Source organism: Amycolatopsis halotolerans (genome assembly GCF_042647905.1).
GTDB lineage: Bacteria > Actinomycetota > Actinomycetes > Mycobacteriales > Pseudonocardiaceae > Amycolatopsis > Amycolatopsis halotolerans.
The window spans coordinates 362,529-378,845 of the sequence record NZ_JBHRWI010000004.1 but is presented as its reverse complement, the minus strand read 5'-3'; the positions used below and the strand labels follow the sequence as shown (position 1 = coordinate 378,845).

The window sequence follows — 16,317 nt, the reverse complement described above, 5'->3', positions numbered from 1 at the left end:
AGCGAGGTCAGCACGGGTCGGCCGCCTCGCCGGCGAAGCCGTCCAGTACCTGGTAGACGCCGAACGGGCGGGGCAGGCCGAGGTCCCGGTAGGGCCGCAACGGGGCGGTGCTCGCCCGGTGCGACGCACCGGTTTCCCAGTCGTCGAAGGCTTTCCGGTCGGCCCATTCGCTGATCACGATGAACTCCGCCCCGTCGTGGACGTTGCCGAGCAGTTCGTTGCCGAGCAGGCCGGGGGTCCCGCTCAGCGCCTCGCTGGTGCGGCGGTAGGCGGCGCGCAGGCCCTCGCCGTCCTCCGTCCGGTTGAACAACAGGACCCGCAGCGCGCCGGGCATCAGAGGCCCCGGTCGAGGTAGGCGATCACCCGCATGGTGACCATCGAGCCGCCGGAGCGGTAGGGGTGCAGCTTCTGCCGGTGGGTCAGGTGCCGGTCGCTCGTCTCGAACTCGCGGAACGCCGGTTCGCTCACCCAGTCGCTGACGATGTAGTAGACCGACGCGCCGTCCTCGGTCTCCTCGTCCGAGCGGGACAGCCACTGCCCGAGGTTCGCCGGGTGGGTGACCACCGAGTCGCCGACGTCGAGCCAGACCCGTTCGAAGTCCGCGCCCATGCCCGGTTTGATCACCATCCGCAGCATGACCCGGAACGCGGTGCTCGCCGGCATCAGGAGATCCCCCCGTCCACGCTGACGACCGAACCGGTGACGTACCGGGCGAGGTCGCTGGCCAGCCACAGCGCGGCGCCCGCGACCTCGGCCGGGGTGCCGAGCCGGTGCAGGGCCGTCTTGTCGGAGTACCGCTTGACCATGGTTTCGCGGGTCTCGGCGGGCAGCGCGTCCATCGCCTCGGTCGCGATCACGCCGAGGGAGAGCACGTTGAACCGGATGCCGCGGCTGCCGAATTCCTTCGCGAGCGAACGGTTCAAGCCCTGCAGCGCGGCCTTGGTCGCGGTGTAGTGGGCGCGCAGCGGGATGCCGGCGTCGATGGACTTGGAGCCGATGCTGATCACCGAGCCGCCCGCGTCGAGCAGCTCGATCGCGTTCTGGGTCACCAGGTGCACCGCGGTCAGGTTGGTGGCGAGGACCCGGTTCCATTCCTCCAGCGGGAGTTCGGCGTAGGGGATGTGGCTGATCGCGCCCGCGTTGTTGACCACCACGTCCAGCACGCCGTACTCGGAGCGGACGACGTCGAACAGCCGCTCGATCTCGTCCGGATCGGTCAGGTCGGCCCGGACCACGTGGTGCCTGCCGCCGATCTCCTTGAGCTCGCGCTGCAGGGAGGCGGCGGCCTCGGAATCGGTGCGGTGGCAGGTGATGACGTCGATGCCGTGCCGGGCGTACTCCAGCACGATGCCGCGGCCGATGCCCCGGGCCCCTCCGGTCACCAGCGCTGTCTTGCCGTGCAAACCAAGATCCATCGGAACGCTCCTCGTTGTCTCGTCGGGTCAGGCCGCCGCGCCCAGCAGGAAGCCGAGCGCGACGCAGTTCAGCGCGAACGCGAGCACGGAGAGCGTGCTGCGGACGCGATTCCAGGCGCCCCAGTGCTTTCGGGGGTCGAGCCGGGCGAAGTCGGCGGGCAGGCGGTCCGGGTCGAGAGTCCGGAGCCACCTGTTCACCGGGACGTTCTTCGCCAGCGAGACGGCCATCGCGACGCCGGTCAGCAGCGCGGCGACGGCGAACAGGGCGCGGCGCGGGCCGGTGTCGGCGAAGGCCAGTGCCGCGTCGCCGGCGAACGTGAAAACGAAGCACAGCGGCATGAACGGGTCGTAGCGGGTGGCGAAGAAGGCGTGCGCCTGGACGTAGCGGTCCGGCGGGAGGCCGCGCAGCAGCGGCCAGCCGCCGAGCTGGGTGCCGACCAGCACTCCGGCCGCCAGCCCGTTCGCCAGCAGCACCACCGGGAACAGCAGGACGGCCACGGGGCTAGCGGGCCGCGGCCAGCTGCTCGAGCCGGTCCCGGATCAGTTTCTGCTGGATGCCGGTGTTGTGGTCGAGCCGCGCGCGCATCGCCTCGTCGTCGATCGGGGCGGCCGCCTTCATCTCGAAGTCCTGTACCCAGCGCATCCGCGTGCCGTCCGGGGTTTCGGTGTACTCCCAGTAGATCCACATGTACTTGAACGGCCCGGTCTGCACCCGCTGCGACCGCACGGTGCGGGTCTCGGGATCCGGCGTGCGGGCCGAGACCCAGTCCCACACCTTGCCGTTCTCGTCGGGGTGCAGCGCCAGCCGGAAGACGATGGTGCCGTCCCGTTCGGACAGGATCTCCGCGGCCGAGTACTCGCTGAAGAGCTCGGTCCAGGACTCGACGTCGTTGGTGCGCTCCCACACCAGTTCCAGCGGCGCCTTGATGAGGATCTCGTTGTCGACGTGACCGGACATCTCAGTGGGCCGTCCTCTCCAGGTGTCGGTTGATGGTGCGCAGCGCCTCGGCCGGGGTGCGCATGTCGAGCGCGGCGTCGTCGGTGATGGTCACCCCGTACCGGCGCTGGAGCTGGCCCGCCAGTTCCAGGACGGCCAGCGAGTCGTAGCCGAGCTCGGCGAATTCGATGTCGCCGATGTCGGCGTCCAGATCGACTCCTTCGTCGACCCCGACGCTGGTGCGCAGGATGTCGCGCAGGTCGTCGATGGTGAGCTCGGTCATCGGAGATCTCCCTGTCTGGTTCCGTCGGGTTCGGTTTTCCGGAGGACGAGGGCGGAGGTGAAGCCGCCGTGTCCGCGCGCGAGGACCAGCGCGGTGGTCAGTGCCGTTTCCCGGGGCGCGGTGCGCACCAGGTCGAGATCGCAGCCGGGGGCCAGCCGCTCGGTGCCCGCGGTGTGCGGGATGACGCCGTCGCGCAGGGCGAGCAACGCGGTCGCCACGTCCAGCGCCGCCCCGCCGCCGTAGAGCCGGCCGGCCAGTGTCTTCGGCGCGGTCACCGGGACCGCGCCGGCCCCGAACACCTCGCCGATCGCTTGCGCCTCAAGCAGGTCCAGGTCCGGGGACCCCGCCGCGTCCGCGAAGACGACGTCGATGTCGCCCGGTCCGAGACCGGCGTCGGCGAGCGCGCCGCGGATCACCCTGGCGAGCGCGGGCGGCCGGCCCGAGCCCGGCCGGGGGTCCATCCCCGCCGCGTGTCCGGCGACTTCGCCGTAGGAGTGCGCGGCCCCGCGTTCGCGATGCGCGCGAGCGCTTTCGGCGACCAGGATCGCGCCGCCCTCGCCCGGCAGATATCCCGAGGCCGCCTCGTCGAACGGCAGGTACGCCCGCCGCGGATCGGGTTCGGCGGACAGCCTGCCGTTGGTCAGCTGGGCGACCAGCGAGTAGGGGCACAACGGCGCGTCGGTGCCGCCCGCGACCACCACCCGGGTGTCGCCCGCGGTGAATCTCCTTGCCTGGCCGAAGGTGTCGAGCCCGCCCGCCTGCTCGGCGCAGACCACGCCGCAGGAGCCGCGCATGCCGTGCCGGATCGCGAGCTGGCCGGTCGTCGCCGCGTAGAACCACGCGATGGACTGGTAGGCGCTGATCCGGGGGCCGTGCTGCCACAGGCTCGCCATCTCGCGCTGGCCGAACTCGACTCCGCCGGACGAGCTGGACGTCAGCACGGCCATCTCGAACTCGGGGACCGAGGCCGGGTCGAGCGCCGCGTCGGCCAGTGCCTCGTGGCTGGCCACCAGCCCGGTCTGCGTCCAGAGGTCGGTCTCCACCAGCAGCCTGCCCGGCAGGTGCTCGTTCGGGGCGAAGCCGCGAAGCTCGCCCGCGTGCCGGACCGGATAGCCCGCCGGGTCGAACCGGCTGATGCGCCCGATCCCGGAGCGGCCGGCGAGCGTCGCGCTCCAGTGCTCCCCCGTCCCGATGCCGGTCGGGGCCACGACGCCGATCCCGGTGACCAGCGTCCGCCCGGCACCGCCCGAATCGGTCATGATCCTCACCTTCCCCAGCGGACAGCTTTCCTGCCCGGTTCCGATCTTCAGCGCGTTCGCTGAAGCGCTTCTCGAACGGTGCTCGATCGTTCGCTCAGGAAATCGCGGCCGCGTTGAGCCCGGCCGCGAGCACCGCGATCCCCGTGCGCAGCAGGTGCCACCGGCGCCACAGCGGACGCGGATCGGCCCAGTGCGCCGGGATCGCCTCCGGGTCGAGCCGTTTGACCGCCCGGTTGAGCGGGACGTTGCAGAAATGCGAGACCACCGACACCGCGGCCAGCGCTCCCGCTCCCGCGCCGAAAAGCCAGGCCCGGCCCGGCACCAGGAACGCGAGGACGACGTCGAGCGCCGTCGAGCCCAGTACGAGCACCGGCATCGTCGGGTCCCACCGTTTGCCGATCAGCTGGTGGCTGTAGACGTACTGCGCGGGCGGCATGGCGAACAGCGCGGGCAGGACGGCGAGCGCGACGGCGAACAGCACCCCGGCGATCGCGCCGCTGGAGACCGTCGCGGCGCCCGCCAGCCAACGTTCCACTGTGGACACGTCGATCCCTTCCGCGTCACCGCGCGGACGACGGGTCGCGGTGGAAGCCTTCGGCGATCACCGCCGCGTCGTCGTCGCCGTGCCCGGCGTCGACCACCGCGCCGAACCGGTCCGCCGCGGCTCCGGTCACCGGCATCGGCACGCCGCGACCGGCGGCGTCCTCGCAACCGAGCCGGAGATCCTTGTGCATCAACGCGCTGCGGAAGGCGGCCGGCCGGTAGTCGCGTTCCCGCATGAACCGCGCGCGGAAGCCGAGGATCGGCGAATACCATCCGCTGTTCGCGAAGACGTCCAGCAGCAGGGTGCGGTCGATCCCGGCGGACCCGGCGAATTCCAGCGCTTCGGCCAGTCCCGCGGTCTGCACGCCGAGCAGGAGGTTGAACGCGAGCTTGAGCGTGCTCGCGCGACCGGTCTCGCCGAGCCAGCTCACCTGCTGGCCGATCGCGGCGAACACCGCGGACACGTCTTCGCCGGGCGTGCCCTCCCCCGCGGCGAAGACCCGCAACCGCCCGGCCCGCGCCATTTCCGGGTTGCCCATGACGCAGCTTTCGATCCGGCGGACCCCCTTCCCGGCCAGCGTCTCGGTGGTCTGGATCGAGAACGGCGGCGACACCGTGGAGGTGTCCAGCACTGTGTGCCGGGAGGTGAGCACGCCGGCGAGATCGCCGAGCAGCACCTGCGTCACCGCGTCTTCGTCGGCGAGGCTCACCAGGACCAGATCCGCGTCCTGGACGGCTTCGGCGGGGGTGGCGGCGACCCGCGCGCCAGCCGGGCGAAGCGACTCGGCGCGGGAGGCGGTGCGGTTGAAGACCACGACCTCGTACCGCGCGGCGAGCAGCGCGCGGACCATCCCCGAACCCATTTCCCCGAGTCCGATCGCGGCTACCTTGGCGGTCACCGCGGCGTCCCGGCGTTCGGGTGGTCGGCGGCCGAGAGCTGGGAGACGCAGCGCATGGTCGCCGCGGCGAAGTAGCGAGCGAATCCCTTTTCGCTCTTGGTGTCGCGGGGCTCGGCGAGGTACGGTGCCAGCGCCTCCTCGACCAGGTGCACGCCGCGTTGCGCCCCGACATGCCTGCCGACCGCGGAAAAATCTCCTTCGTAGTGCACGAACCGGACCACGACGTCGTCCTGCACGAACACCGCGGTGCCGAGCAGGCGGGCGCCCTCGTCGCCGTTCCCGGCCGGCGCCTGCGGCGTCGACATCCGCTGGAACCCGGCGAAAATCTCCGCGATCCGGTCCTCGTTGCCCGGCTTGACCCGATAGCAGATGGCCGCGTAGGGCATCAGACTCCTCCGTCCACGTTGAGAGTGATTCCGCTGATGTAGGCCGAGGTGTCGCCGGCGAGGAACAGCACCGCACCGGCGACGTCGGCGGGCTGGCAGATCCGGCCGAGCGCGGTCATGCCCACGATCCGGCTGACCGCCTCCGGCGGCAGCCCGGCACCCGGTTCGGTTTCGGTGAGCCCGGGGGCGACCGCGTTGACCCGGATGCCCCGCGGCCCGAATTCCTTGCAGAGCGCCCGCGTGAACCCGATCAGCGCGGCTTTCGACGTCGTGTAGTGCACCCCGTTCGCGCGTCCGCGCAGCGCCACCGACGAGCCGACGGTGATCACCGAACCGCCGTCGGCCACCTTGTCCGCGAACGCGTGCGTCACCTGGTACACGCTGGTGACGTTGTGGTCCATCACCCGCTGCCATTCCGCCGGGGTCAGCCGGCCGAACGGCACGACGCCGTCCACACCGACGTTGTTCACCAGAACGTCCACCGCGCCCAGCGTTTCCGCGGCTTCGGCGGCGAGCCCCGCGGCGCCGTCCTCGCTGGTGACGTCGGCCCGTACGACCCGGTGTGTCCCGCCGATCCGGTCCAGTTCTTTTTCCAGCGCGGCAGCGGCTTCCTCGTCTTCGCGGTAGCAAGTGACCACGGAAGCGCCGGCCGCGGCGAACGCGAGCACGATCGCCCGGCCGATGCCTTTCGTGCCGCCGGTCGCTACGACTTTCTTGCCGTCCAGTCCTTGGTGCATGGGAAAAAACCTCTTCTCTAGCTTCGATGGGGGGCGGCGGCGCGCGGTGCGTCGTGCCCGGCGGGATCGCGGCGCAGCGCGGCGGTCAGCCGGCCGCGGAAGACGGTGAACAGCAGTCCGGCGAGGACGCTGGCGGCGCCGAGCCCGAGGTAGTACCAGAGCTCGGGAATCAGTTGCAGCAACCGCAGCAGGATCGCGCCGATCGCACTGCCGAGACCGGCGAAAAGCCAGTAGAGGCCGAGCATCCGGGCGGTGAACGAGCGGGGCAGCACGTCTGCGGTCGCCGCGATGCTGACCGCCGCGATCACCAGTTCGCCCAGCGCCGAGACCAGGTAGGCGGCGACCAGCCAGAGCGGGGAAACCTTGGCCCCGCCGCCGGTCTGGCCCGCGGCGACGGCCATGGTCAGGAATCCGGAACCGATCAGGCAGAGCCCGATCGCGAACTTCACCGGGACGTTGTTCCGCCTGCCCAGCCTCGGCAGCAGCCGCGCGATCACCGGGGCGAACAGGAGCGTGCACAACGGGATCACCGACTGCAGCCAGCTCGCCGGGACGAGGAACCCGGCGAACTCGCGGCGCACGTGGTCACGGGCGAACAAGGTGAGCAGCGATCCGGAGTAGGCGAAGACCATCCAGAACAGCGCCGCGCCGCAGAGGACCGCGAGGAACGCGGACAGCCGTTTCCGGTCCGCCTCGGCGAGTTCCGGATTCCGGCGCAGGGAACGGAAACCGGCGACCGTCGTGACCAGAAGCAGCACTCCGGCCGCGCTGACGAGCGTGCGGACAGTGAGCACCCCGGCGATCGCGGCCGCCGTCGTCGCGACCGCGGCCGCGACGACGACCAGCGCGGTGCGGCGGAGCACCCGCCCCCGTTCTTCCGCGCTCAGCCCGGTTCGCGGGGCAAGGCCCGCCGAGCCGAACTGGCTCGCCGCCGTGGCGACCCGGACGCCCGTCAGCAGCATCGCCGCCGCGCAGCAGAGGAACGCCGCCGACCAGGAAACCCGTTCGCCGAGCCAGCCGCAGGCCAGCGGGGCGAGCAGCGAGGAGACCTGAGTCGCGACGAACATCAGCGAAATGCCGGATTCCCGTCCGCGCCCGTTCCCGAACAGCAGGTTGACCAGCGCCTGGTGGTTCGGTTTGAACACGGCGTTGCCGACCGCCAGCAGGCCGAGGCCGGCCGCCGCGGGCAGTCCCGCGCCCAGCGCGACGAACCCGGCGGCGCTCAGCGCGCACCCGGTGAGCATCGCCCGCCGCGCGCCGAGCACCCGGTCGCCGATCCAGCCGCCTGCCAGCGACAGCAGGTAGGTGAACGCGATCCAGGCGCCGAACAGGGCGGCGGCGTCGACGCCGAGGGCCAGCCCGCCGGTGCTCGCCGGGGCCGCCGCGTACAACACCAGCACCGCTTGCAGACCGTAGAAACCGAAGCGTTCCAACAGGTCCGCGGTGAACAGACGGGAGTACCAGGCCGGCATCGCGAACAGCGTGACCGGCCGGTCGCCGGGATCGGCTTCGGATCCGGCCGGGGCCGCCATCACGGCCGTCCGGTCGCGGCGGCGAGTGCGGCGCGCAGCGCGTCTTCGGCGGTGTCGGCCCCGGCGTCGCTCCGCCACGCCACGAAAGCGTCCGGGCGGACCAGGACCGCCCCGTGCTCCGGAACCCCGTGTGCGGCGGCGAAAGTGCCCGGTTCCGTCCGGAGGTCGCCGTCCTCGGCCAGCACGTGCCCGCGCACCGGTGTGCCAAGCAGCTTGCCGACCCGGTCCGCCGCTTCGAGCCAGCCGCTGTCGCGGGAACCGGTCAGCAGCACGAAATCGTCGTAGTAGAGGTCGATTGTGGACAGTCGCTCGCCGTTGCGCTCGAGCCAGCAGTGCGGCGCCCGGGTGCCGGGCTTGCCGGTCAGCTCGAGCTCGGGTTCGAGCACGCGGGCGTCCTCGGGCACCCCGGTGATGGCCGCGGAGCGGTAGCGATAGCCGAGGGTGACGATCACGTCGTCGACCATCTGCGCGGCGGTCTCCGCGTCCGCGTGGCCGTGCCGGATCCGGTTGCGCACCAGGGCTTGTGCCGCCATCGCCTCGCCGACCAGCCTGCGCTCGGCGTCGTAGGAGTCGAGCAGCGGCTCGTCCGCGGTGCCCGCCAGCACCGCCGCCAGCTTCCACGCCAGGTTGTGCGCGTCGTGGATCCCGGTGTTGGCGCCGAATCCGCCGGCGGGCGGATGCACGTGCGCGGCGTCGCCGGCGAGGAAGATCCGGCCGCTGCGGAACGTCTCGGCGACGAGTTGCGCGCCGCGCCACGGCACCTTGGCCATGACCTCGACGTCCATCTCCGGGCGGCCGGCGGCGGTGCGGATGATCTCCAGGCAGCGCTCGTCGGTGAAATCCTCCCGGGTCTCGCCGCGGTCCGGGAAGTAGAGCGGCGCCGCCAGCCAGGGGTCGCAGCCGTGCAGCCGCGACAGGCCCATCAGGGTGCCGGGAGCCGCGGTCGCGTAGCAGAGGATGAATTTCCGGTGCGCCAGCATGGTTTCCAGCTCTGGCGCCCGGAAGTAGATCGACATCGCGTCGAAGACGGTGCCCCGCCCGGTGCGCTCGATGCCGAGCATCCCGCGGGTGGTGCTGCCCGCTCCGTCCGCGGCGATCACGTACTGCGCGCGCACCCGCAGCGGACGGCCGTCCTCGTCGAGTTCGGCGGTCACGCCGGAGTCGTCCTGGCGGAACGAGAGCAGGGTGGTCTTGTGCTTCACCGTGCCGCCCGCCGCGGCGACCAGGTCGACCAGCACCCGCTCGTACCGGTCCTGCCCGCAGCCCATCACTCGTTCCGGGCTGATGTGCTCGCCGTCCAGCGACGGCGCCTCGAGCGTCACCGCGTCGTCGATCTCGGCGAACGTCCTGGTCTGGATGATGCCGCCCTCGAAGTACGGGTGCGAGTCGCCCATCTCCAGCGCGCGGATCTCCGAGACGAAGCCCGCCGCGCGGAACAACTCCATCGTGCGGGCCTGGAGGCCGGGGGCCCGGGGCAGCGTCGAGGTGCTGTCGCGCCGTTCGGCGACGAGCGCCTTCACCCCGTGCCGCCCGAGGAACGCCGCGGCGGAGAGGCCGACCGGCCCGGCGCCGACGATCAGCACTGGTACAGAGATTTCCTGCATGGTTGGTTCCTTCGTTCGACCTTGGACGGGAGTGTTCGGGGACGCCGGGGAGCCGGGGCGGGTCACGAAGGCGAGCCGGACCGGGGCAGGGAGAGCTGGGTGACGCTGCGCAGGAGGCTGGCGGTGAACGTGCGCACGAAACCCTCTTCGGTGTCGGTGTCCCGCGGCGTCCGCAAGTACGGCTTGAGCTTGCGTTCGACCTCGCGCACGCCAGGCTGGGCGGCCATGAACCTCGCGATCGCGGCGAGGTCGCCCTCGTACTCGATGAACCGCACCAGCAGCCCGTCGCGGATGAACACCGCGGTGCTCAGGATGCGGCTGGGCGTGCCGTCGGCGGCCGCGGGCGGCACGGTCGACGTGTCCGGACGGCGGAAATCCGCGAACACCTCGACGAGTTCGTCCTCGTGGCCGTTCTTGACGTCGTAGCTGATCGCGGCGAAAGGCATCGCGTCTCCTCGCATCTCTCCGGCACGGTGTGCGCACACCGTGTGACAGGCGCCTGGAGAGAGGCTCGAGCGACGTCGGACGGGGACTGTCCGGAACTCCGGGCCCCGTTGTGATGTTTCTGTTATGACTATAATTACCGGGGTGACCGCACACGCGAACGACGAGGCAGACTCGGCGGCCGTCCGCCGGTCTCCGCTGGCGATGGCCGTCCTGCTCCTGCTCGCGGTCGAGCCCAAACACCCCTACGGGCTGCGGCAGCGGATTCTCGAATGGGAGAAAGACCGCGTCATCAACGTCAGCCAGCGCAACGCGATCTACCAGACGATGCGCCGGTTGGAGCGGCACGGGCTGATCGTCGTCCACGAGACGGCCAAACACGAGAACCGCCCGGAGCGCACCGTTTTCCGCACCACCGAGAGCGGCGTCAAGCTGTCCCAGGAATGGGTGCGGGACATGCTGCGCACGCCCGCGGTGGAGTACCCCGAATTCCCGGCCGCGCTGGCGTTCATCGCCTCGATCTCCCGGCCGGACGCGATCGCCGCGCTGAGCGAGCGGCTCGAGGCCTGCGAGCGGAACCTGGCCGAGTTCGAGGCCGAGGTCACCGGGCGGCTCGCCGATTTCGCCGACCCGGTCGACCCGATCCACCTGGTCGACACCGACTATCAGCGGGCCATGGCCACCGCCGAGATCGACTGGCTGCGCCGGACGCTCCTGCAACTGGACGCCGCTCAGCTGAACGGGGCCGCCGCCGACGCGTGACCCGGCGGGCCGCGCTTCGACCGCGGTCCGATCCGCGGTCCAGCCGCCGGCTCCAGCATCGGACGCGTCCGTTCCGCCGACGCATCCGGAGTGCTCATGAACGCCGCAGGCACTGTCCAGCCCGAACGCGGCCCGAGGGTCCGCACCGCATTGGTCACCGGTGCGAACCGGGGTCTGGGCCGGGCGGTCGCCGCCGAACTGCACAGCCGGGGCTTCGAGGTCGTCGTCAGCGCCCGGGACGGGGCGCGGGCCCGCGAAGCCGCGGCCGGGCTCGGCCGATCGGTGCGGCACGTCGCGCTGGACGTCACCGACCCCGCGTCGGTGACCGCCGCCGCGCGCGCACTGCCCGAAGTGGACGTTCTGGTGTCCAACGCCGGCGTGCTGCTCGACACCGGGGCCGATCCGCTGACCGTCGAGCCGGAGCTGGTCGAGCGCACGATGGCCGTCAACCTCCTCGGCTCGTGGCGGGTCGCGCAGGCGTTCCTCCCCGCGATGATCGACCGGGGCTGGGGCCGTCTGGTGTTCGTCTCCAGCGCGACCGGTTCCTTCACCGCCGGCCTGTTCATCGGCTGCCCGGCCTACTCGGTCTCCAAAGCCGCGCTCAACGGCCTGACCCAGATGCTCGCCGCGCACACCGAGGGCACCGGCGTGCTGGTGAACGCGGTCAACCCCGGGCAGACCAAGACCCGGATGATGCCGTCGGCGACCCGGACCGCCGAGGAGTCCGCGATCGCCGTCGCCGACGCGGTCACGCTGCCCGACAGCGGACCGACCGGCACCTTCCGCAGGGGCGACCGGCTGATCGGCTGGTGAGCCGCGTTCGAGCCGGATTCCAGCCCCGGTGTGTCAGATCGGGGCATTCCCCTTTCGAGGTCGTTCCTAGGAGGACGCCGTGCACCGGACCCTGATCGTGGCGCGACTCGAGACACCCGACCCCGGCCGGATCGCGGAGGTGTTCGAGGAATCGGACGCCAGCGGGTTGCCGCACGAGGTCGGCGTCTCCCGCCGGACCCTGTTCAGCTTCCACGACCTGTATTTCCACCTCGTCGAGGCCGACGAGGACATCGCCCCCCGGCTGTACCGGGCCCGGCCGGGAGCCCAGTACCAGGACATCCACACCAAGCTGCTGCCGCTGGTGTCGCCGTACGACCCGAACTGGAAAGAGCCGAAAGACGCCATGGCCCGGCCGTTCTACGTCTGGTCGGCGGAGAACGGGAGGGAACAGTGAACGAGACCGGCCGCAAGGTGCACTACCGCGAGGTCGCCGCGAATCGCCGCCGCGGCGGCGAAATGCGGGTCACGCTGAGTCCGCGCACGGTCGCGAGCACGTCCGGCTTCGGCGGGGTGCTGTGGCTCGAGCCCGGCGAGTACGTGTCCGAGCACTACCACCCGCACTCCGAGGAGTTCCTGCACCTCGTGCGCGGTTCCGGGACGCTCTACCTCGACGGCGAGCCGATCCCGCTGGCCGAAGGCGATTCGCTGCTGGTGCCGATCGGCGCCCGGCACCGGCTGGTGAACGACGGGACCGAGCAGGCGCACTACGTCTTCCACCTGTCCCCGCTCGCGCCCCGCCCGGAACTGGGCCACGTGGACACCGAGGAACCGCCCGCGCCGCACGAATCCCAGCCAGCGGTCGGCGGGCCCCGATGAGCCGGAAGGCGGCGATCACCGGGATCGGCGTGGTGGCGCCGGGCGCGATCGGCGCCGCGGCCTACTGGGACCTGCTCAGCGAGGGCCGGACGGCCACCCGGCGGATCACCCACTTCGACCCGGCCCCGTTCCGGTCCCAGGTCGCCGCCGAGGTCGACTTCGACCCGCTGGCGAACGGGCTGACCCCGCGCGAGGTGCGCCGGATGGACCGGGCCGCCCAGTTCGCGGTCGTCTGCGCCGGGGAAGCCATGCGCGACAGCGGGTTCGAGGAGGGCGCGATCCCGCCGGAACGGGTCGGCGTCGTCGTCGGCAGCGCGGTCGGCTGCACCGTCGGGCTGGAGAACGAGTACCGGGTGCTGTCCGACGACGGCAAGGAATGGCTGCTCGACCACGAGTACGCGGTGCCCCATCTGTACGGCTACATGGTGCCGAGCACGCTCGCGGTCGAAGTCGCCTGGGCGGTCGGGGCCGAGGGGCCTTCGTCGGTGGTCTCCACCGGATGCACGTCCGGACTGGACGCGGTGTGGAACGGTGCGATGATGATCGAACGAGGCGAGGCCGACGTGGTCTTCGCCGGTGCCACCGAGGCGCCGATCTCGCCGATCACCTTGGCGTCGTTCGACGCGATCCGGGCCACCACCCCGAACCTGGACGACCCGGAGCACGCTTCACGGCCGTTCGACGTCCGCCGGGACGGTTTCGTGCTCGGCGAGGGCGCGGCGATCCTCACCTTGGAGAGCGAAGCCACGGCGCGGGCCCGCGGGGCGAAGATCTACGGGATCATCGACGGTTTCGCCAATCGCACCAACGCGTTCCACATGACCGGGCTCAAGCCGAACGGCCGGGAGCTGTCCGAGGCGATCAACGCCGCGCTCCGGTACGCGAAACGGGACCCGGGCGAGATCGACTACGTGAACGCGCACGGTTCGGCGACCAAACAGAACGACCGGCACGAGACGGCGGCGTTCAAGCGGAGCCTGGGAGCGCACGCGTTCGACGTCCCGATCAGCTCGATCAAATCGATGATCGGGCACTCGCTCGGCTCGATCGGCGCGCTGGAGCTCGCCGCCTGCGCGCTGGCGATCGACAACCAGGTGGTGCCGCCGACCGCCAACCTGAAAGAACCGGATCCGGACTTGGGGCTCGACTACGTGCCGCTGGTGGCCCGCGAACACCGCACCGACGTCGTGCTCAGCGTGGGCAGCGGATTCGGCGGCTTCCAGACCGCGGTCGTGCTGAGCGGGCCGGACAGCCGCTGAGTTCCGGGACCTCCGGGCCGGGCGGACCTTGGCGGGGCCAGGCGTCACTGCCAGGGACTCAAGCTGCGCGGCCCGCGTCCGCCGAACGTCCACAAAGGACTTCGGTGCTCGTCGGAATGCCTGATTGATGAGTATGTAACCACTTGCTGAACTCCGTGAGGGGAACCCTGAGGGACTCTGAGTCCCTCAGGGTTCCCCTCACGGACGTTTGGCCCCGCCCAGGTCTTCCGGCCTGGGCAACCCGCACCCGCAGCGCCGCATTAGGTCCCTGACATGGAGTCCAGGCGTCCGCGAGGGCCCCTTCACTGCCCCAGATTGCCATGTCGGGAGCTTAAGGCTATGGCATGGACGCGCTGCTGGCGTGTTTCCCCGGCTCGGCGGGTTCGGTCCGGTTGAGCGCACGTCGCCGTGGACCCCGGGAGCCGGGTTGCGGTCCGTGAAGGGCTCCTTGAGGGAATCTGATTCCCTCAAGCAGCCCTTCACGGACTTCAGAGCACGGCCACATGGCGACAAATCGGGCATTCCGGCGGAATAGGAGTCCTTTGTGGACGGTGAGCGGGCGCGGGCTGCGCGGCTTGAGTCCCAGGCATTGGACGCCCGGCTTCGCCGACACCTTCTACGGTCGTCTGTCCGAGGCGCTCGCGGCGGAACCGCCAAGAAGTCCGCTCGATCCCGATCATGCCGTTCGGTCAAGCACGCGAGTGCGGACCAGGCGGTTTTTCGTTCCCGGAGACAACGGCTGCGGGCGAAGGCGTGACGGTCGGAAATCACGCCACGGAGTGTCAGAAGGAAACTTTCGGACGGCTCGGCCGGAGTCTCCCAAAACGAAGCGGGTGCCGCCACCCGGCTGGGCTTGTTTCCGGACACTGCTGGACCAGACCACTGGGCACGGAGGTACGGCCCGGGGCGAGGCGGTCGAAGGTTCCGGCCGGGATGCGGGAGACGACGTCCGCGGGCGGGAAAACGGGGGTCGGCGGATGTCGCGTCACGACGGGGGCGCGACACGCTAATGGTCTAGGCCAATGTGAGGAAGGGGCGAAAACGGAGGTTTGCGTTCACCGCCGCCGTCAGCCGGGAAGAGGAGTTCCGCACGCCTCGAAAGTGCCGGATCTTGCCGGGCCTCCTCGTCATAGCCCCGGAAGCTTTCCCGAGAACGACGGAGTCCCCCGCCCGGACGGGTCGCGCGCACGGGAAGCCGTTGGCGCAGCTCCGGCCTCCGGCTCAGCCCGGTAACAAAAGGGCACGAGTATTGCACGGGCCGCACGCAATGGACTTCTGGCACACAAGGCGGATTTGTTCCCAGCAGTCGAGAGGCGGGGCGTTCACGATGCCGAATGCCACCGCAACCCACGGGAACAATGGAAACACCCTCCGTCGCCAGATCGCTAATAAATAACCATTATCCGATTCGGCGGCAACGGGCAGAAACATTGCCCGTTACTGCAATTGCAACTCCGCGCCCGCCGAAATAAGCAGTGGCGCCCCGGTGGCGTTAATTGATTCAACACCGTACCGGCCAGTACGACAAGGTATTCGCCCGAGAAGGGCCCCTTGGGGGAGGTACCACCACTGTCCTGACTGGTGCCAGCACCACCATCGGGAGGTCAGGGGCGGTAAATCGGGAGGGTCCTTCCTATTCGGAGCCCGAAACTGTCGAACATGACGCCAACTCATTACCCCAATCGGAGGTAGACCGTCTTTTCAAGTTCTGACATGCTCGGCTCGGCCGACAGCTCGGTGCGTGGGGTCACTTGAGACGGGCTATTTTTCCTCAGGGGTAGATATGGAAATTGAGCTATTGGGATCGGTGACGCTCCGGCAAGCCGGCCGGAGGCACGGAGTCGCGTCGCGAAAGGTGCGGACCGTGCTCGCGTTGCTGGCCTTGTCGCCGGGGGTGCCGTTGTCCCTGGACACGCTCGCGGACGAACTGTGGGCCGACAAACCGGTCTCCAACGTGCGCAACGCGTTGCAGGCCAACATCGCCCGGTTGCGGAAGCTCGTGTTCAACGTGACCGGCGAGCGCGAGGTGGTCCGCACGGTCAGCAGCGGTTATCTGATGACCGTGCCCGCCGAGGCGGTCGACGCGCATCGGTTCTCCGCTCTGGCGCAGCGCGGCGCGAGCTTGCTCGGGCAGGATCCGCGCGCTGCCATCACGGTGTTCGAGCAGGCGTTGCGACTCTGGCGCGGGCCGGCGTTGCTCGACGTGGCCGATTGCACTCGCTGCCGGATGGCCGCCGAGCAGCTCAACGAGCATCGGCTGACCGTGCAGGAGGACCTGATCTCCGCGCGGTTGCAGGTCGGGGAACATCACGGGCTTTCCCATGACCTGAAACAGCTCGTCGCCGAGAACCCGGCGCGTGAGCGGCTCAGCGAGTACTTGATGATCTCGCTCTATCGCGACGGCAGGCAGGGCGAAGCGGTCTCGGTCTTCCACAGCACCCGGCAGTGGCTGAGCGCCGAACTCGGGCTGGAGCCGGGGCCGGGGCTGCGGCGGTTGTACCAGTCCATTCTGATGCAGGACCGGGTCCTCGACTGAGCCGTCGTTCACGATCGTGAGCATGGCAGTCCCCGATGACCGGCTGCTGACAGCGCGCCGACGAACCGGGC

20 protein-coding genes are annotated in these 16,317 nt (G+C 70.4%); 6 read left to right on the top strand and 14 right to left on the bottom strand.

The window, feature by feature from the left end:
* Window positions 1-7: 7 nt before the first annotated feature.
* The 14 genes from ACFORO_RS04345 to ACFORO_RS04280 form a co-directional block, all read right to left on the bottom strand.
* Window positions 8-334: an antibiotic biosynthesis monooxygenase family protein gene (locus tag ACFORO_RS04345; RefSeq protein ID WP_354741196.1), complete on the bottom strand. Its 327-nt coding sequence runs from the start codon at window positions 332-334 to the stop codon at window positions 8-10.
* Window positions 334-663 (bottom strand): antibiotic biosynthesis monooxygenase family protein, encoded by a 330-nt coding sequence (locus ACFORO_RS04340; protein ID WP_354741198.1) that lies wholly within the window; start codon window positions 661-663, stop codon window positions 334-336. Before ACFORO_RS04340 ends, ACFORO_RS04345 begins: the two co-directional genes overlap by 1 nt.
* Entirely contained in the window at window positions 663-1,415 is a 753-nt protein-coding gene (locus ACFORO_RS04335) for an SDR family NAD(P)-dependent oxidoreductase (protein WP_354741200.1), read from the bottom strand. Before ACFORO_RS04335 ends, ACFORO_RS04340 begins: the two co-directional genes overlap by 1 nt.
* Window positions 1,416-1,442: 27 nt before the next feature.
* Window positions 1,443-1,913: a DUF1772 domain-containing protein gene (locus tag ACFORO_RS04330; RefSeq protein ID WP_377869584.1), complete on the bottom strand. Its 471-nt coding sequence runs from the start codon at window positions 1,911-1,913 to the stop codon at window positions 1,443-1,445.
* Between the two features lie 4 nt (window positions 1,914-1,917).
* Window positions 1,918-2,373, bottom strand: coding sequence for an SRPBCC family protein (locus ACFORO_RS04325; RefSeq protein WP_354741204.1), 456 nt, complete (start codon window positions 2,371-2,373; stop codon window positions 1,918-1,920).
* A 1-nt stretch (window position 2,374) separates the two neighbouring features.
* Window positions 2,375-2,635 (bottom strand): acyl carrier protein, encoded by a 261-nt coding sequence (locus ACFORO_RS04320; RefSeq protein ID WP_354741206.1) that lies wholly within the window; start codon window positions 2,633-2,635, stop codon window positions 2,375-2,377.
* Window positions 2,632-3,894, bottom strand: a complete 1,263-nt coding sequence (locus ACFORO_RS04315; protein WP_354741208.1) for a ketosynthase chain-length factor — start codon at window positions 3,892-3,894, stop codon at window positions 2,632-2,634. Before ACFORO_RS04315 ends, ACFORO_RS04320 begins: the two co-directional genes overlap by 4 nt.
* A 94-nt stretch (window positions 3,895-3,988) precedes the next feature.
* Window positions 3,989-4,438, bottom strand: coding sequence for an anthrone oxygenase family protein (locus ACFORO_RS04310; RefSeq protein WP_354741209.1), 450 nt, complete (start codon window positions 4,436-4,438; stop codon window positions 3,989-3,991).
* Window positions 4,439-4,454: 16 nt separating this feature from the next.
* Window positions 4,455-5,336, bottom strand: a complete 882-nt coding sequence (locus tag ACFORO_RS04305) for an NAD(P)-dependent oxidoreductase (RefSeq protein WP_377869583.1) — start codon at window positions 5,334-5,336, stop codon at window positions 4,455-4,457.
* Window positions 5,333-5,722, bottom strand: a complete 390-nt coding sequence (locus ACFORO_RS04300) for a SchA/CurD-like domain-containing protein (protein WP_377869581.1) — start codon at window positions 5,720-5,722, stop codon at window positions 5,333-5,335. Before ACFORO_RS04300 ends, ACFORO_RS04305 begins: the two co-directional genes overlap by 4 nt.
* Entirely contained in the window at window positions 5,722-6,459 is a 738-nt protein-coding gene (locus ACFORO_RS04295; protein WP_377869580.1) for an SDR family NAD(P)-dependent oxidoreductase, read from the bottom strand. The genes ACFORO_RS04300 and ACFORO_RS04295 overlap by 1 nt, the downstream gene beginning before the upstream one ends.
* Before the next feature lie 17 nt (window positions 6,460-6,476).
* Window positions 6,477-7,991, bottom strand: coding sequence for a peptide MFS transporter (locus ACFORO_RS04290; protein ID WP_377896486.1), 1,515 nt, complete (start codon window positions 7,989-7,991; stop codon window positions 6,477-6,479).
* Entirely contained in the window at window positions 7,991-9,595 is a 1,605-nt protein-coding gene (locus ACFORO_RS04285; protein WP_377869578.1) for an FAD-dependent monooxygenase, read from the bottom strand. Before ACFORO_RS04285 ends, ACFORO_RS04290 begins: the two co-directional genes overlap by 1 nt.
* A 62-nt stretch (window positions 9,596-9,657) precedes the next feature.
* Entirely contained in the window at window positions 9,658-10,041 is a 384-nt protein-coding gene (locus ACFORO_RS04280) for a SchA/CurD-like domain-containing protein (protein ID WP_354741221.1), read from the bottom strand.
* A 142-nt stretch (window positions 10,042-10,183) separates the two neighbouring features.
* Between ACFORO_RS04280 and ACFORO_RS04275 the strand changes: the two genes are divergently transcribed.
* The 6 genes from ACFORO_RS04275 (at window position 10,184) to ACFORO_RS04250 (ending at window position 16,246) form a co-directional block, all read left to right on the top strand.
* On the top strand, window positions 10,184-10,801 hold the full coding sequence (locus ACFORO_RS04275; RefSeq protein ID WP_377869576.1) for a PadR family transcriptional regulator: 618 nt from the start codon (window positions 10,184-10,186) through the stop codon (window positions 10,799-10,801).
* 96 nt (window positions 10,802-10,897) lie between these two features.
* Entirely contained in the window at window positions 10,898-11,614 is a 717-nt protein-coding gene (locus ACFORO_RS04270) for an SDR family NAD(P)-dependent oxidoreductase (RefSeq protein ID WP_354741225.1), read from the top strand.
* A gap of 79 nt (window positions 11,615-11,693) precedes the next feature.
* Entirely contained in the window at window positions 11,694-12,029 is a 336-nt protein-coding gene (locus tag ACFORO_RS04265; protein ID WP_354741227.1) for a TcmI family type II polyketide cyclase, read from the top strand.
* Between the two features lie 62 nt (window positions 12,030-12,091).
* Window positions 12,092-12,451: a cupin domain-containing protein gene (locus ACFORO_RS04260; protein WP_354741466.1), complete on the top strand. Its 360-nt coding sequence runs from the start codon at window positions 12,092-12,094 to the stop codon at window positions 12,449-12,451.
* Window positions 12,448-13,710, top strand: coding sequence for a beta-ketoacyl-[acyl-carrier-protein] synthase family protein (locus ACFORO_RS04255; RefSeq protein ID WP_377869575.1), 1,263 nt, complete (start codon window positions 12,448-12,450; stop codon window positions 13,708-13,710). The genes ACFORO_RS04260 and ACFORO_RS04255 overlap by 4 nt, the downstream gene beginning before the upstream one ends.
* Window positions 13,711-15,493: 1,783 nt before the next feature.
* Window positions 15,494-16,246: an AfsR/SARP family transcriptional regulator gene (locus ACFORO_RS04250; protein ID WP_354741231.1), complete on the top strand. Its 753-nt coding sequence runs from the start codon at window positions 15,494-15,496 to the stop codon at window positions 16,244-16,246.
* Window positions 16,247-16,317: the final 71 nt, after the last annotated feature.

Bases quoted from the DNA above. Each gene is read 5' to 3' on its own strand.
- ACFORO_RS04295 (WP_377869580.1), bottom strand. From the start codon at position 6,459: ATGCACCAAGGACTGGACGGCAAGAAAGTCGTAGCGACCGGCGGCACG.
- ACFORO_RS04255 (WP_377869575.1), top strand. From the start codon at position 12,448: ATGAGCCGGAAGGCGGCGATCACCGGGATCGGCGTGGTGGCGCCGGGC.
- ACFORO_RS04315 (WP_354741208.1), bottom strand. From the start codon at position 3,894: ATGACCGATTCGGGCGGTGCCGGGCGGACGCTGGTCACCGGGATCGGC.
- ACFORO_RS04285 (WP_377869578.1), bottom strand. From the start codon at position 9,595: ATGCAGGAAATCTCTGTACCAGTGCTGATCGTCGGCGCCGGGCCGGTC.
- ACFORO_RS04345 (WP_354741196.1), bottom strand. From the start codon at position 334: ATGCCCGGCGCGCTGCGGGTCCTGTTGTTCAACCGGACGGAGGACGGC.
- ACFORO_RS04325 (WP_354741204.1), bottom strand. From the start codon at position 2,373: ATGTCCGGTCACGTCGACAACGAGATCCTCATCAAGGCGCCGCTGGAA.
- ACFORO_RS04250 (WP_354741231.1), top strand. From the start codon at position 15,494: ATGGAAATTGAGCTATTGGGATCGGTGACGCTCCGGCAAGCCGGCCGG.
- ACFORO_RS04335 (WP_354741200.1), bottom strand. From the start codon at position 1,415: ATGGATCTTGGTTTGCACGGCAAGACAGCGCTGGTGACCGGAGGGGCC.
- ACFORO_RS04260 (WP_354741466.1), top strand. From the start codon at position 12,092: ATGCGGGTCACGCTGAGTCCGCGCACGGTCGCGAGCACGTCCGGCTTC.
- ACFORO_RS04270 (WP_354741225.1), top strand. From the start codon at position 10,898: ATGAACGCCGCAGGCACTGTCCAGCCCGAACGCGGCCCGAGGGTCCGC.
- ACFORO_RS04340 (WP_354741198.1), bottom strand. From the start codon at position 663: ATGCCGGCGAGCACCGCGTTCCGGGTCATGCTGCGGATGGTGATCAAA.
- ACFORO_RS04300 (WP_377869581.1), bottom strand. From the start codon at position 5,722: ATGCCCTACGCGGCCATCTGCTATCGGGTCAAGCCGGGCAACGAGGAC.
- ACFORO_RS04280 (WP_354741221.1), bottom strand. From the start codon at position 10,041: ATGCCTTTCGCCGCGATCAGCTACGACGTCAAGAACGGCCACGAGGAC.
- ACFORO_RS04320 (WP_354741206.1), bottom strand. From the start codon at position 2,635: ATGACCGAGCTCACCATCGACGACCTGCGCGACATCCTGCGCACCAGC.
- ACFORO_RS04290 (WP_377896486.1), bottom strand. From the start codon at position 7,991: ATGGCGGCCCCGGCCGGATCCGAAGCCGATCCCGGCGACCGGCCGGTC.